At 74.6% G+C, this 14,673-nt stretch carries 12 protein-coding genes and 1 riboswitch; of the genes, 4 read left to right on the top strand and 8 right to left on the bottom strand.

Going from position 1 to position 14,673, the window contains the following annotated elements:
- Nucleotides 1-331: 331 nt before the first annotated feature.
- From ACF1BH_RS11900 to ACF1BH_RS11890, 3 genes are read left to right on the top strand one after another with little or no spacing between them, the layout of a single operon-like run.
- A complete protein-coding gene (locus ACF1BH_RS11900; RefSeq protein ID WP_391642312.1) occupies nt 332-952 on the top strand; it encodes a hypothetical protein in 621 nt (206 codons plus the stop codon).
- Nucleotides 953-975: 23 nt separating this feature from the next.
- The gene (locus ACF1BH_RS11895) at nt 976-1,917 is read left to right on the top strand and encodes a hypothetical protein (protein ID WP_391642311.1); all 942 of its coding nucleotides are present in this window, start codon (nt 976-978) and stop codon (nt 1,915-1,917) included.
- Nucleotides 1,914-3,068 carry a cysteine desulfurase family protein gene (locus ACF1BH_RS11890; RefSeq protein WP_391642310.1) on the top strand — a complete coding sequence of 385 codons (1,155 nt, stop codon included), beginning with the start codon at nt 1,914-1,916 and terminating at the stop codon, nt 3,066-3,068. Before ACF1BH_RS11895 ends, ACF1BH_RS11890 begins: the two co-directional genes overlap by 4 nt.
- A gap of 62 nt (nt 3,069-3,130) precedes the next feature.
- Here the strand turns inward: ACF1BH_RS11890 and metE are convergent, their stop codons facing one another.
- Both metE and ACF1BH_RS11880 read right to left on the bottom strand, forming a co-directional pair.
- Nucleotides 3,131-5,488 carry a 5-methyltetrahydropteroyltriglutamate--homocysteine S-methyltransferase gene (gene metE, locus ACF1BH_RS11885; protein ID WP_391642309.1) on the bottom strand — a complete coding sequence of 786 codons (2,358 nt, stop codon included), beginning with the start codon at nt 5,486-5,488 and terminating at the stop codon, nt 3,131-3,133.
- A 175-nt stretch (nt 5,489-5,663) separates the two neighbouring features.
- Nucleotides 5,664-5,810, bottom strand: a riboswitch (cobalamin riboswitch).
- Nucleotides 5,811-6,098: 288 nt separating this feature from the next.
- Complete coding sequence (locus tag ACF1BH_RS11880; protein WP_391642308.1) at nt 6,099-6,467, bottom strand: VOC family protein; 369 nt, start codon at nt 6,465-6,467, stop codon at nt 6,099-6,101.
- A 285-nt stretch (nt 6,468-6,752) separates the two neighbouring features.
- Here ACF1BH_RS11880 and ACF1BH_RS11875 point away from each other — a divergent pair, with 285 nt between their 5' ends.
- The gene (locus ACF1BH_RS11875; RefSeq protein ID WP_391642307.1) at nt 6,753-7,856 is read left to right on the top strand and encodes an LLM class flavin-dependent oxidoreductase; all 1,104 of its coding nucleotides are present in this window, start codon (nt 6,753-6,755) and stop codon (nt 7,854-7,856) included.
- Nucleotides 7,857-7,912: 56 nt separating this feature from the next.
- On the opposite strand, the gene ACF1BH_RS11870 is transcribed toward ACF1BH_RS11875, so the two are convergent.
- From ACF1BH_RS11870 to ACF1BH_RS11845, 6 genes are all read right to left on the bottom strand, one after another.
- Nucleotides 7,913-8,536: an FMN reductase gene (locus ACF1BH_RS11870; protein ID WP_391642306.1), complete on the bottom strand. Its 624-nt coding sequence runs from the start codon at nt 8,534-8,536 to the stop codon at nt 7,913-7,915.
- Between the two features lie 196 nt (nt 8,537-8,732).
- On the bottom strand, nt 8,733-9,476 hold the full coding sequence (locus ACF1BH_RS11865) for an SAM-dependent methyltransferase (protein ID WP_391642305.1): 744 nt from the start codon (nt 9,474-9,476) through the stop codon (nt 8,733-8,735).
- Between the two features lie 157 nt (nt 9,477-9,633).
- Nucleotides 9,634-10,008 (bottom strand): hypothetical protein, encoded by a 375-nt coding sequence (locus ACF1BH_RS11860; protein ID WP_391642304.1) that lies wholly within the window; start codon nt 10,006-10,008, stop codon nt 9,634-9,636.
- 495 nt (nt 10,009-10,503) lie between these two features.
- Nucleotides 10,504-11,202: a DUF4328 domain-containing protein gene (locus ACF1BH_RS11855; RefSeq protein ID WP_391642303.1), complete on the bottom strand. Its 699-nt coding sequence runs from the start codon at nt 11,200-11,202 to the stop codon at nt 10,504-10,506.
- Between the two features lie 121 nt (nt 11,203-11,323).
- Nucleotides 11,324-12,826 (bottom strand): transferase, encoded by a 1,503-nt coding sequence (locus ACF1BH_RS11850; RefSeq protein WP_391642302.1) that lies wholly within the window; start codon nt 12,824-12,826, stop codon nt 11,324-11,326.
- A gap of 117 nt (nt 12,827-12,943) precedes the next feature.
- Nucleotides 12,944-14,488, bottom strand: coding sequence for a protein kinase (locus tag ACF1BH_RS11845; protein ID WP_391642301.1), 1,545 nt, complete (start codon nt 14,486-14,488; stop codon nt 12,944-12,946).
- Between the last annotated feature and the right edge of the window lie 185 nt (nt 14,489-14,673).

Below are 14,673 nucleotides of genomic sequence, written 5' to 3'. Positions count from 1 at the left end.
CAGCTTGCACTGTCCACGCGGCCAACGGAACTGAACTTCTCCGCATTTCACCCCGAGAAAACCTTCAAATGTCCAACCGAATATATGGAAATCGCGGATTTTCCGGGAGAACATTTTCCGCAGCGGTGACCCCTATTCCGTAAATGCGGCTGCTCGCCGTACCGATCACGTCACGGACGACCGCCCCGACCACCGCGTAGGGCCGGACGACACGACGGCCCGCGCGGCTCCGCACACAGGACGCCGGCTGGCCGGCCCGGCCGTACGACCGCTTCGAAGAGCCGACACCCGACGCCGGTGAACCTCTCGCCGGTCCGACCCGGAGGCGACCATGGACTGCCAGTTCTGCACCGAGTTCGCGCTGCGTGAGCGCACGACCAGGATCATCACCGAGACCGCCGCGGGGTGGGTGCTGTTACCGACCGTCGGCGCCTTCACCCCCGGCTACTGTCTGTTCATGCCGGTGGCGCACCTGGATGCCGCCGCCGACCTCGGACCCGGCGAGCTGGCGCGGGCGGCCGCGGAGACGGAGGAGATGCGGGCGCTGATCCAGGCCCGCTACGGACCGGTCGTCCTGGCCGAGCACGGCCCGCGCGACGGCGAACTCGGCGCCTCCTGCTGCAGCCACTGCCATCTGCACCTGATCCCCGTCCCCGATCCGGATGCGGTCACCGCCGCCTACGAACGGGTCGGCGGCCCCGCGCGGCGCCTCGCCGACATGACGGAACTCCCGGCCGCCGGGGACGGCTCCTACCTCTATCTCTCGCCGCGGCCCGGGGAACACCACTACTGGCCCTCGGCAGGCTTCGCCCGCCAGTTCGTCCGCCGCGTCTGCGCGGACCACCTCGGCGTCGGCGCCGTCTTCGACTGGCGCGACCACCCGTTCACCGCGCACCGTGAGCGCACCTTCGTCGCCCTCTCCGCCGACCTGGGACTCACCGACGCCGCCTGACGGACGAAAGGGGGAACGGCACGATGCAGACCTCACCGCCCTGCCCGTTACACACCCTGGCCTCCACCGAACTGGCCGCGGCGGCCACGGACCGGCGCTGGCCGAAATGGCAGACCATGGCCCTGCTGCGGACGCTGCGGCTACCCGTCCTCAACGCCTGCCTCCTGGAGCCCGGCCGCAGCGCACCCGAGGTCGGTGCCGCCGCCCGGGTGCTGGCCGCGGCGATCGGTACGGAACGCCTGATGATCCGCTCGGACGGGGGCGTCGAGAAGAAGCGGTACCACCGAGGCGGCAACACATTCCCCGTAGAGGAGATCCCGTCCCGCGCCGCCGGGCTGCTGGCGGACGGCCGGGCAGTGATACTCGCCGAGCCGACCAACCGCTTCACCAACCGCCTGACCGTCCTCGTCCGGATGGACCGGCCCGGCCCGCGGCGTACCGGCACCCTGACCCTGGAGGCCCTCGGTCCCGGCTACGACGTCGCGGACCTGACCCGCGGCCAGCTCCCGCCGCAGGTCACCGCCCACCTCGACGGTGTCGACTGGGCCCGCCACACACCGCCCCGCTGGCACGAGTGGCGGTTCACCGGCGACCGCTGCCCCGGTGGTGAGACGGCCCGCCGCCGACGCCGCCTCCAACGGCTGGCCACCCAGACCCTCGCCGACAGCGGGCAGCTGGACGGCCCGGCCGGACCCGCGCACGCCGAGGTATGGCTGCGGGAGCGCGGCTTCGGGCAGCTCTTCGGGCCCCAGCCGACCCGCGAGGCGCTGGCCCGCTACGCGCGGCGGCTGTTCGAGGACGCCTTCCTCCTCGCCCTGGCCCAGCCGAACCGGAACTGGCACTGCCTGGCCACCGCGTTCTCCGTCTTCGACAGCGCCCGCACCGTCTACTGGGACCTGGTCGACGGCGCACGCAAATACGCCGCGACGGCCCCGGCCGACCGGGACGAGGAGCGGATCGCGTGACCACCGAACCGATCTACCTCGACCACCAGGCGACCACGCCCCTGGATCCGCGCGTGCTGGAGGCGATGCTGCCGTTCCTCACCGGCGGGTACGGCAACCCCTCCAGCCCGCACGCCCTCGGACGCGACGCCGCGCGGGCCGTCCGCACCGCCCGCCGCCGCGTCGCCGAGTTGATCGGGGCCGGCAGCGAGCGCGAGATCGTCTTCACCTCCGGCGCCACCGAGGCCGACCACCTCGCGATCATCGGAACCGCCTTGGCCTCCCGTCCGTACGGCGGTCATGTCGTCACCACCGCGGTGGAGCACCGCGCGGTCCTCGGCGCCTGCCACCGGCTGGTCGACCACCACGGATACACGCTCACCCGCGTCGGCGTCGACCGCCACGGCCGCGTCGACCCCGCGGACATCGCGGCGGCTCTCACACGGGACACCGTCCTGGTGTCGGTGATGCATGCCAACAACGAGATCGGCACACTTCAGGACCTCACGGACATCGCCGGAATCACGGCACCGCGGCGCATCGCCCTGCACACCGACGCGGCCCAGAGCGCCGGTTGGCAGCTGCTGGACGTCACCGGCCTCGGCGTCGATCTCGCCTCGCTTTCCGCGCACAAACTCCACGGCCCCAAGGGGGGCGGAGCGCTCTACGTACGCGACGGTCTCCGCGTCACCGGCCTGCTGACCGGTGGCGGGCAGGAACGCGGGCTGCGGGCGGGCACCCCGGATGTCCCCGCACTCGTCGGTTTCGGCGCCGCGGCCCAGCTCGTCACCGCCGGTGTGCTGCCGCCTCCGTCCCATGTCCGGGCGTTGCGCGACCGCCTGCAGCGCAGCCTCCTGGAAGCGATCCCCGGCGCCGTCGTCAACGGACATCCGCACCGCAGACTCCCCGGAAACCTCAGTCTCACCCTGCCGGGCACCGAGGCCGCCGAGCTCCTCGACCGTGTACCGGGTGTCGCCGCGGCCACCGGCTCCGCCTGCAACACCGGCAGCGGCGAACCCTCCCACGTCCTCACCGCGATCGGGCTGACCCGCGAGCAGGCCCGCGCCACCCTGCGGCTCGGCGTCGGCCGCACCACGACCGGGAGCGACATCGAGCGCGCCGCCGGCCTGCTGGCCCGGGCCGCCCGCACCCCGCCCCCTCCCCTCCCGTAACCCACCAGGGCCGGGACACCCGCAAGCGTCCCGGCCCCTCGGGTTCGCTCGGGCCTGCCCGGTCAGAGGGCGTCCAGTTCACCGCGGACGGTGCGGGCCGCGGTGACCAGGTTCTCCAGGGAGGCGCGGGTCTCGGCCCAGCCGCGGGTCTTCAGGCCGCAGTCGGGGTTGACCCACAGGCGCTCGGCGGGGATCGCCTTGAGGCCGGTCCGCAGTAGTGCGGCGGCCTCCTCGGCGCTCGGTACGCGCGGGGAGTGGATGTCGTAGACACCCGGCCCCGCCTCGCGGGGGTAGCCGTGGGCGGCGAGTTCGCGGGCGACCTGCATGTGGGAGCGGGCCGCCTCCAGGCTGATGACGTCGGCGTCCAGATCGTCGATGGCCTGCACGATGTCGCCGAACTCGGCGTAGCACATGTGCGTGTGGATCTGGGTGTCCGGACGGACCCCGCCGGTGGTGAGGCGGAACGCCTCCGTGGCCCAGGACAGGTACCCGGCGCGGCCGGCGGCGCGCAGCGGCAGCGTCTCGCGCAGCGCCGGTTCGTCCACCTGGATGACCGGCGTACCGGCTGCCTCCAGGTCCCCGACCTCGTCGCGCAGCGCCAGCGCGACCTGGCGTGCGGTGTCGCCCAGCGGCTGGTCGTCGCGGACGAACGACCAGGCCAGCATGGTCACCGGACCGGTCAGCATCCCCTTGACGGGCCGCTCGGTGCAGGACTGCGCATACGTCGTCCAGCGCACCGTCATCGGCCCGGGGCGGGAGACGTCGCCGGCCAGGATCGGCGGCCGGACGTAGCGGGTGCCGTACGACTGGACCCATCCGTGCCGCGTGGCGAGGTAGCCGGTCAGCTGCTCGGCGAAGTACTGGACCATGTCGTTGCGCTCGGGCTCGCCGTGCACCAGGACGTCCAGCCCGGCCTTCTCCTGGAAGGCCAGCACCTCGCGGATCTCGGTGCGGATCCGCTCCTCGTACCCTTCGGTGCCGATCCGCCCGGCCCGCAGGTCGGCCCGCGCGGTGCGCACCTCGGTGGTCTGCGGGAACGAGCCGATGGTCGTCGTCGGCAGCAGCGGCAGTCCCAGGTGGGCGCGTTGGGCGGCGGCCCGCTCGGCGTACGGCTCCGAGCGGCGGGCGTCCGCGTCGGTGACGGCGGCGGCGCGGGCGCGGACCACCGGGTCACGGGTGAGGGGGGAGCGCGCCCGGGACGCCAGGTCGGCCTTGTTGGCGACCAGTTCGGCGGCGATCGCGCCGGTGCCGCGCGCCAGGCCCTCGGCGAGGGTGACGACCTCGGCGGCCTTCTGGCGGGCGAAGGCGAGCCAGCGCAGGACCTGCGGGTCGATGTCCCGCTCGGCGGTGGTGTCGAGGGGGACGTGCAGCAGCGAGCAGGAGGCCGCGACGTCGACCCGGTCGGCGAGCCCCAGCAGCGTGCCGAGGGTGGTCAGCGACGCGGTCAGATCGTTGACCCAGATGTTGCGGCCGTCGACGACCCCGGCCACCAGCCGCTTGCCGGGCAGCCCGCCGACGGCGGCGAGCGCGTCGAGGTTGGCGGCGGCGGGCCCGGTGAAGTCCAGTGCCAGCCCGTCCACCGGCGCCTTCGCCAGCACCGGCAGCGCGTCGCCGAGCCGGTCGAAGTAGGAGGCGACGAGGAGCTTCGGCCGGTCGGTGAGGGCGCCCAGCGCACGGTAGGCGCGGGCGGCGGCGTTCAGTTCGGCGGGCGTACGGTCCGCCACCAGCGCAGGCTCGTCCAGCTGTACCCAACCGGCACCGGCGGCCCGCAGATCGGCCAGGACCTCGGCGTAGACCGGCAGCAGCCGGTCCAGCAGCGTCAGCGGGTCGAAGTCCGCGGCCACCCCGGGGGCGGGCTTCGCCAGCAGGAGGTAGGTGACCGGGCCCACCAGCACCGGACGGGCCGTCAGCCCCAGCGCCAGGGCCTCCGTCAGCTCGCCCACCTGCTTGCCGGAGTCGGCCGTGAACACCGTGTTCGGACCCAGCTCGGGCACCAGGTAGTGGTAGTTGGTGTCGAACCACTTGGTCATCTCCAGCGGCGCGACGTCCTGCGTACCGCGCGCCATGGCGAAGTAGACGTCAAGGGGGCATCCCGGGTCCGGGCGGAGCGGGGAATGCGGGGAAGCGCCGGCGGCGACGGCCTCGCGGTGCCGCTCGGGGATCGCACCCACCATGACGGTGGTGTCGAGGACATGGTCGTAGTACGAGAAGTCGCCGGTCGGGACCGTGCCGATACCGGCGTCGGCCAGCTGCTGCCAGTGGGTGCGACGCAGCTCGGCGGCGGTGGCGCGCAGCGCGTCGGCGGTGACGCGGCCCTTCCAGTACCCCTCGACGGCCTTCTTCAGTTCCCGGTTCTGCCCCTGACGGGGGTAGCCGTACACGGTGGCCCGTGCTCCCGCGGCTGCGGACTCGGTGGTCACGGAGATCTCCTTCGCGAGATGAATCCCTGAGATCCCGGCGACGGGACGGAGCGCGAAGGGGTGACGGACCGGACGGAAACGACCGCGCGGTCCTCCGCCTGGTGTGTGTACGCCGACCCGCCCACGAGGTCACCGGGATGTCCGGGCACGCGGGGTGCGCACCCGGGCAGGTGGCAGGTCTTCGGACTCGCGGGCACGTCCTTCGGAGGAGGACACCTACTGGCCGTCGCTTCCCGGGCCCTGCGGACCCAGTGCGTATGACGGCGGTCGTTCCCGCTCACCGCTGCGGGGCAGTCCCGGATTCCCACCGGGTTCCCTCTTACGACGACCCGCCTGGCGGACGGGGCGAACCAGCTGCACCGGCCACCCTACGGGCCGACCGGCGCCGCGGTGGCGGTGCGTCCGCCCTCCGGACGGTGAGGTGGGACACGCCCCTCGCCCGCATGAAAAGCGCGAGGGCGGGGAAACCGCCCGCGCGTCTCCCGCCCCTCCGCCCCCGCCCCCCCCGTGCGGGCGCCTCCGTGCCGTGCCCGGTGGCGGGGGAGGGGCGGGGTGCGCCGGGGCTTCCCGGCGGGGCGGGCCGGTGCGGGTACCGGCCCGCCGGTCCTGCTCAGTGCCGCCCGGTGTCGATGACGCAGAAGCGGTTGCCCTCCGGGTCGGCGAGGACGACGAAGTCGGCGTCGTCCGGCGCGAGGTCCCACGCCACCCGCCGGGCGCCCAGCCCCACCAGCCGTTCGACCTCGGCGGCCTGGTCGGCGGCGTCCCCGGCGTAGAGGTCCAGATGGACCCGCGGCCGCTCCTGGACCGGCGTCACGCTCCGGCCCAGCGCCACCTGCACACCGTGCCCGGCGGCCGGTACGAGGACCGCCCAGTCGTCCTCGATCTCCTCGCGGGGGACGTATCCCAGCGCCTCGCCCCAGAACGCCGCGGCCCGGCGCACGTCCGAGACCCCCAACACCACGGAACCCACTGTCAGCATGGGCCGAGTCTCCCGCACCGCACGGCGCGCCGTGCGGGGGAGCGGACGGGAAAGCGCGCCCGGGCGCCGCGACCGGTCCGCGCTCGCCGCCCGCTCCGGCCCGGAATGCCGCCGTACGGGTGGCATGACACCCTGGCTGTGGCGTGGGCCCGGTGGCACGGAGGCCGGGACCGGCCGGGCCGAGGGCCGGTGTCCGGACGGTCCCGGAGACCGGGCGGCCGGTCGTCCCGCAGTACCGGGGCGGGCGGCCGCACCCTGAGTACGCAACCGAGCGAGGCGGTCACCATGGAGTTCGGCATCTTCACCGTCGGCGATGTGACGACCGACCCGACCACCGGCCGTACGCCGAGCGAGCACGAGCGCATCAAGGCCACGCTCGCCATCGCGGCCAAGGCCGAGGAGGTCGGTCTGGACGTGTTCGCCACCGGCGAGCACCACAATCCGCCGTTCGTACCGTCGTCGCCCACCACCCTCCTCGGGTATCTGGCGGCCCGCACCGAACGGATCGTCCTGTCCACCTCCACCACGCTGATCACCACCAACGACCCCGTGAAGATCGCCGAGGACTTCGCCTACCTCCAGCACCTAGCCGACGGCCGCGTCGACCTGATGCTGGGCCGCGGCAACACCGGGCCCGTCTACCCCTGGTTCGGCCAGGACATCCGCCAGGGCATCCCGCTCGCCATCGAGAACTACGCGCTGCTGCACCGGCTCTGGCGGGAGGACGTGGTCGACTGGGAGGGCAAGTTCCGCGGTCCGCTGCAGGGCTTCACCGCCACGCCCCGGCCGCTGGACGGCGTTCCCCCGTTCGTCTGGCACGGTTCGATCCGCTCCCCGGAGATCGCGGAACAGGCCGCGTACTACGGCGACGGCTTCTTCCACAACAACATCTTCTGGCCCATGTCCCACACCCAGCGGATGATCCGCCTCTACCGGCAGCGCTTCACCCACCACGGCCACGGCGCCCCCGACCAGGCCATCGTCGGCCTCGGCGGCCAGGCGTTCCTGCGCGCCAACTCCCAGGACGCGGTCCGTGAGTTCCGCCCGTACTTCGACAACGCGCCGGTCTACGGGCACGGTCCTTCCCTGGAGGAGTTCACGGAGCAGACGCCGCTGACCGTCGGCTCACCGCAGCAGGTCATCGAGCGGACCCTCGGCTTCCGCGACGCCGTCGGCGACTACCAGCGTCAGCTGTTCCTGATGGACCACGCCGGATTGCCGCTGAAGACCGTCCTGGAACAGCTCGATCTGCTCGGCGGTGAGGTCGTCCCCGTCCTCCGCAAGGAATTCGCGGCCCTCCGCCCGGCCGGGGTACCCGACTCGGCACCCCGCCACCCGGCCGTCGCGGCCCGGGAGGCGGACCCCGGCGCCGGCCCGGAGGCCACGTAGCGAGACCACCCGGCACGTACGGACCGGCCCCCCCCGCGCCGCGGGCGGCCGGTCCGTCAGGAAGCCGCCCCGCCGCCCAGCAACTGCTCCATCGGGACGACGTCCTCGAACTCGTCGCGCCGCACCCGCGCCCCGCAGCCCTGGACCAGCCGGGCGTAGTCCGCCGCCGCGGCCTCGACCCGGTTGCGCAGCGCCGTGCCCTGCTGGGCGGTGTCCGCGCCGAAATCGCTGGTCGCGGCGTAGACACCGCGGGGTGAGACGACGGCGTGCAGATAGGAGAACATCGGCCGCATCGCGTGCTCCAGCACCAGCGAATGCCGTTCCGTACCGCCGGTGGCGGCCATGAGCACCGGCATGTCGTCGAGCGTCCCCTCCGGCAGCACGTCGAAGAAGGACTTGAAGAGTCCGCTGAACGAGGCGTTGAAGGCGGGCGTCACCGCGATCACCCCGTCGGCCCGCGCCACCGTCTCGAACGCCTCCTCCAGCGGGCCGGTGGGGAAACCGGACAGCATCGCGTCCGTGATCGCCCGGCCCAGCGGCCGCAGCTCCACGAACGACGAGTCGACGTCCTGCCCCCGGTCCTCCAGCGCGGCGCGGACCGCGGCCTCCAGCCGGTCGGCGAGCAGCCGGGTCGAGGACGGCTCCCGCAGGCCCCCGCTGATGATCGCCAGATTCGTCATCGCGTCACGATCCTCCGTCCAGGGCGGCGTCGCACCGTGCCCGCGACGCGCACGCGGAACGCGCACGGACGGCCGCGCACTCCGCGCCGCCCGGCGCCGTTTCCCCCAGGCTACGGTTCGCCGCCGCACCCGGCAGGTCCACGGCCACCGGCCCGGCGGCGCGTTGGCACCCCGCCGGGCCGGGCGTGCCGCGGTTTCAGCGGCCGTCCGGGGTCCGCCGCAGGACCAGCGTGAGGAAACCCCAGGTGTCCCGGTAGGCGCGCAGCCACTCGGAGCGGCGGAGGTGCGCGGTGGCGAGCGCCTCCGCGCTGCCGGGGTCGTCGGGGTGGTCCAGCGCCCAGGCGGCGAGCGTGCCCCAGCAGGCCCACTCGTAGGCGTCCAGCTCCTGGCGGGTGCTGATGTGGCCGTCCACGGGCGTCCAGCCGTCGGCGACGACACGGTCCAACGTGGTCGCGAGGTCGGCGAAGTCCCCGAGCATCCCGACGGCCTCCGGGGACGGGGTGCGCTCCCAGAAGCCGTCGCCGATCACCACGCGGCCGCCGGGGGCGAGATGCTCGCGCGCCGCGGCCAGTGTGGGCAGCAGTCCGCCGAAGGCGTGTGCCGCGCCGACGCTCAGCACCAGGTCGAACGGTTCGGCGGAGACGAACTCCGCGGCCGGCTGCCGGTGCAGCGCGAGCCGTTCCGCGACGCCCCGCGCCCGCGCCCCCTCCCGGGCCTGCGCCAGCGCGTCCTCGGAGAGGTCCACGCCCGTGGCCGACGCCTCGGGCCGCGCCTCCAGGGCCCGCAGCAGCCACTCCCCGCCCCCGCACCCGAGGTCGAGCACCCGCTCGTCCCCCCGCGGCAGGCCCCTCGCCAGCAGCCGGTGGACGGAGGCGTCGTCGAGCGGCGACTTGACCGGGTGCTCGGCATGGGCGATCCGGGATATCTGTTCACGGTCCATCGGGGCAGCTTGGCAAAGGGAGGGGCGCGGCGCACCCCAATTTCCGGGCGGGAGACCCGGCCGGGCGACGGCGCCGGGGGCCCGGAGCACGCGGGCGCCCCCGGTCCGGGCCTGGGAGAGGTCCGGACCGGGGGCGCCGTTCAGCGCGGACCGGCCGTTACGGCTTGACGAGCAGGATCGAGTTGATCGGTGTCAGGTCCTTGTCGATGTAGTAGCCGGCGCCGAGGTAGCCCTGGCAGTCGCCGGTGCCGTTGTACCCGGTGCAGGTGCGGGCCGTGGCGCCGCCCGTCTGGTTGTTGAAGACGTAGTGCTGGCCGACCTGGTTACTGAGGTTGTGGGCGCCGTAGCTGTAGAACACCAGCGACGGACGGTCGTTGTTCCACCCGGCGTTCTGCGGGTAGACGCAGACGGCCCCGGACGGGCAGCCGCGCACCGTCCCCGCGATCTGGGCGGCGCTGGCGGTGGTCGCTCCCGCCGTGGCGAGGGCGCCGGCGGCAAGTGTCAGGGCGACGGCCTTGGTGATCTTTCGCATGTTCTCCCCCTTGAGGTCCGGTGGCGCGCCGCTTCACGGGCCCCGTCGGCCTGCGGCACGGCGGGCGTCTCGGCGACGCACCGGAAATGTCGCATGAACAGCCAAGTCCCCACCATCTCTTCGGTCATGAAACGAAACCACGTGTATGTCGTGATGAAGTGTGCTAAAAGGCCGTCCGTTCTCCGGCGTCTCCCGGAACGCGAGGAAGCCGCAGGACACCGGCCCGGGGCGGCGGCGGAAGGCGCCCGCGGAGGCCGGGCTTCCCGCCTGCGCGCGGAGCGGCGCCGGGGCGGGGGTACGGCGACGAAATCCGTACGCTGCGGGCCCCCGGAAGACGCTCCGGCGTAGGGGGCCCGCCCTCCGGCCCGCGGGGAGCGACCCGGACGTCCGCCTTCCGGGCCGGGCGTCCTCATCCCTCTTCGGTACGGCGGTGTCCGCCGGGGGTACGAGAGGCGTACGAGGCGTGCCACCCGCCCCGTACGCCCGGTGCCGCGCTCACCCCTTCCCCTGCCACCGCCACCGGTTCTGCCATGCGGTGATCCGGGTGAGGATGACGACGATCAGCACGGCGGCGGCCAGGTCGAGCGCCGCGCAGACGGTGGAGAGGGCCGCGGCGTCGCGCAGCCCCGACTCGGTGATCTTCTTGGCCAGGTAGTAGTGGCCCATGGAACGGCTGAGCAGCGTGTCGGCGACGAACAGCGCCCACCAGACGGCGATCGGGCCGCGCGGGGCCGGGCGGCGCGGGGCGCAGGCCCGCCACATGTCCGTCACGACCTGGTAGGGGAGCCACAGGTTGGCGACCGGCGCGAACCAGCCGCCGATCACCCAGCCACGGGCGCGGCGCTGTGCCGTACGGGCGCCGTACCGTTCGGCGTTGCACCGTGCCCGCCACAGCCAGACCAGGAACACCGCGCCGGCCGCGCAGTACAGCACCACCTGGGATATCGACACCCACAGGCCGAAGGTGTCGGCGGCCCGGAGGTCCGCGACCGTCGCCGTACCGGCTCGGTAGGCGTGGACGACGAGGTAGTCGCGCCAGTCGGAGACCGTGATCAGGGCGTTGGCCACGGTCGCCGCCGGGATGAGGAGGGCGGCGGCCCGGGCCGGGCCGGACACCGCCCGGAACCGCTGCGGTGGTCCGGCCGGGGCGGCGCCCGCCGTACCCGCTGTCCTGTCCTGCTGTGCACCGTCCACGTGCTCCCCCGAAGACTCGTGCGGCCGCCGGGCGCGGCCCGGGCCGGGAAAGCGTAGTGCGGGCACGCCCGTGGTGTCCCCGGTCCGGAACTCCCCGATGCCGTACGGACATCGGCCCCATTCAGCCGCCGAGGAAGCGCAGCGTGCGGTAGCCGAGCCAGGCCAGCAGGCCCAGGGCCGTGACCAGCGCGGCGCCCCGTCCCAGCGAGGCCTGGGTGGCGAGCGTGGCGCGCCAGGCCATCCGGCGGGTCCGGATACCGGTGCACGCCAGGGCTGCCTGCAGGGTGCGGGCCAGGTGGTGGGTGGGGGTGAGCGCGGCCGAGGTGCCCCGGAGGGCCCGCAGGACACCGGCCGCGTGGCGGGCGAGGGCGCCCCGCCGGGGCCGGGTGCCGGAGGCCGGGCCCACCGGGTGGACCCGGGGTACCCATCCGGGACCGAAGACGACGACCGCGGTGGTCCAGGGATCCTCCGGGACCACCGCGTCCAGCCCGGACGGGACGGGCAGATGCGCGTCCAGCCGTTCGCCGGTGCCCGGGTGACCCCCTGCCAGCAGCACCAGTTTTCCCGCGGGTTGGGTGGTCCGGGCCTGTTCCACCTCCCACCACAGCCCGTCGCCCGGCCCCAGCCGCAACACGATGAGCCGGGACACCTCCATCAGCCGCAGGATCGTGGGCTGCCAGTCGTCGAGCGGCAGATAGAACCGCGCGGCGCCCAGGCGCGGCAGCGGCTCCCCGGGCCTGCCGACCGTGATGACCGGGCCGACGGCGCCCAGCGCCCCCGCGAGCTGTTCCTCCCGCGAGTGCAGATTGACGAACGTCCCGTCGTCGACCTCGGCCGCATCGGCGTCATCGGCGAAGCTGCGGAGGTAGAGCACGGGACGGCGGCCGTCGGCACGTAACGCCTGCGCCGCGCCGCGCACCGCGCGCGGCCGGGCGTGACGCAGAATCAGCACCCCGGCGCCCAGCGCGGCCAGCCCCGCGCAGAGCAGCGTCAGCTGTGCCGCCAGCGGCATCTTGTAGCCCTGCTGCTGCGCCGTCTGCGCGCTCAGCGCACCCACCGCGAAGAGCACGTACCCCAGACCGCAGGCCACCACGTACACCGGCCGCCGCCACCACGGCTGCCGCGGTGCGAACCGGCCGACCACCTCGACGACCTCCGCCGCGCCCGCCCGCCGCCGTCGCCGCAGCCACAGCGCCGGTACGAGCAGCACCACGGCGGGCACCGCCCACCACAGTGTGGCGGCGCACGAGGCGGCGGCCGCCCGGGCGCGTTCCGCCCGCTCCCGCCGGACCTCCGCCGTCAGCCCGGCCGCCCGGGCCCGCGCCTCGGGGATCCGGCCCGCCCCGGCGGCGTCCGCGGCGGCCAGCACCGTGGACCGGCTCCGCCCGGCCGGGGCGTGGTCCCGGAACCAGGCGGCGCCGGTACGGATCCCGGCGGGCGGCGCGGTACCACCGGCCCGGTCCAGCGCGGCGGTGAAGGCGGCGGCCCGTGCCGGGACGTCCCGGAAGCGGTCCTGGTCCCGCAGCTCCGCGCCCGCGCCGAGCGCGAGGTGCAGCGCGACGTAACCGGCGACGACCGCGCCCGCCAGCAACAGCCGGGCCCCCATCCGCACCCGTGAAGACACCTCGGTACGCCCCCTTCGGCCCGCCTGCCGCCGGTCCGGCCCGGTGGCCGACGCGTTCGGCGTACGTACTCTCCACCACCGCGGCGGCGAGCGGAACAGGCGCGGGACGAAGGGGCGTCAGGGCAGGGTGAATCTCTGGGTGGTGGCGCCGTCACAGTCGTGGAGGCGGAGCGGGACGCCGTCGCGGAGCGGTCCGGCGGGCTCCAGGCAGCGGGCCGAGTCCGGGTGGAACAGGGAACCGTCGTCCTGCTGCTCCCACCGCTGCCCGTCGGTGCCGGTGCAGTCCTGCAGTTCGACGGCGGCGTCCCGGGTGGCGCCGTCGCCCACCGGGCCCAGACAGCGCCGCAGCGCCTCCAGCGATCCGCCGGGGCGGTGCACCCAGCGCTGACCGGCGGCCGAGGAGCGGCACTGCCACAGTGCCACGGTGGTGGGCCCGCCGGCCTCGCCCCGGACGTCGAGGCAGGTGCCGCCCGGCCCGGCGACCGGCCCCGGACCCCCGGCCGGGGCGAGCGTGGACGCGGAGACGGCGGGCGGCGGTTCGGGTGCGGCGTCGTCCTCGCCCCTTCCGGGGTGGGTGAGCAGGAACGCGCCGACGGTCAGGACGACGGTGAGCGAGGAGACCCCGGCGAGGACGACGGGCAGCCGGTTCGCGCGCCGCCCGGACGCGCCGTCGGGGGAGTGCGGCGCCTCCGGCGGGAGGGGACCGGCGGCGGGCCCAGGCGCCGTGGCGGTGACGGCTACCGTGCCGCCGGGCCGGGGGCGTTCGTCGTACACCGTCCGCGCCGTACCGGGCACCGCGCCGGTCCCGGACGTCTGGGCCGCGCCCGCACCGCGCCTCGCCGGGCGCCTGCCGGCGAGTACCGCCATGGCCACCTCGACACCGGGGCGTGCGGCCGGGTCCTTCGCCGTCAGCGCCGTGATCAGCTCCCGCAGCCCGCCGGTGGCGCGGGTCATCTCGGGGAGCGGGGCGCGCAGCACGGCGGAGAGGGTGTCGCTCCGGGAGTCGCGGCGGAACGGCGCCACGCCCTCCACCGCGTGGAACAGGGTCACCCCGAGGGAGAACAGGTCCGACGCCACCCCGCCCGCCCCGCCGTCGGCCCGCTCCGGCGAGGTGTACTCGAAGGACCCGACGAAGACACCGGGCGCCGTGATCGTCTCGTCCCCGAGCACCCGCGCGATCCCGAAGTCCGCCAGCAGCACCCGCCCGTCGTCGGCGAGCAGCACGTTGCCGGGTTTGATGTCGCGGTGCACGACGGCCGCGTCGTCCGCCGCGCGCAGCGCCGACAGCAGCGCCGCGGCGATCTGCGTCACATGGCCCGGGTCCAGCGGCCCGTGCGCCAACTCGGCCCGCAGGGAACGGCCCTGGACCAGCTGCATCACCGTCCACGGCACGCCGTCCTCGATCACCACGTCGTAGACGGTGACGACGTGGGGGTGGTCGGCGAGGGCGGCGGCGTTGCGGCCCTCACGCTGCGCGCGGGCCAGCACCTGCGCGCGCTCCTCGGCGGAGGAGTCCGGCAGCCGGACCTCCTTGACGGCCACCGGGCGGCCCAGCAGTTCGTCCCGGCCCTCCCAGACCCGCCCCATGCCGCCGGACCCGACCTCGGCCACCAGGCGGTACCGCCCCCCGACCAGCCGCCCCGGCGTGCCCTCCTGCGTCACAGCCCTCGCCCCTCGTAGCCGACGCAGCGCGCCTGCCGCCGCCGGAACTTGTCGTAAGAACCGCGACGATACCGACCGCGCGGGACGCCGGGGGCGGCGGCGACGCGTTCCCGCGCCCCCGGCGCTCCGGCAGGGGCCGCCGCACACCACCGGACGGTGCCGGGACCGCGCCCCGTCGTGCCGCT

The sequence above is a fragment of the Streptomyces sp. NPDC014733 genome (genome assembly GCF_043083385.1).
Lineage (GTDB): Bacteria > Actinomycetota > Actinomycetes > Streptomycetales > Streptomycetaceae > Streptomyces.
Note: the sequence above shows the minus strand (reverse complement) of the source record. Positions and strands in the feature narration are given on the sequence as shown.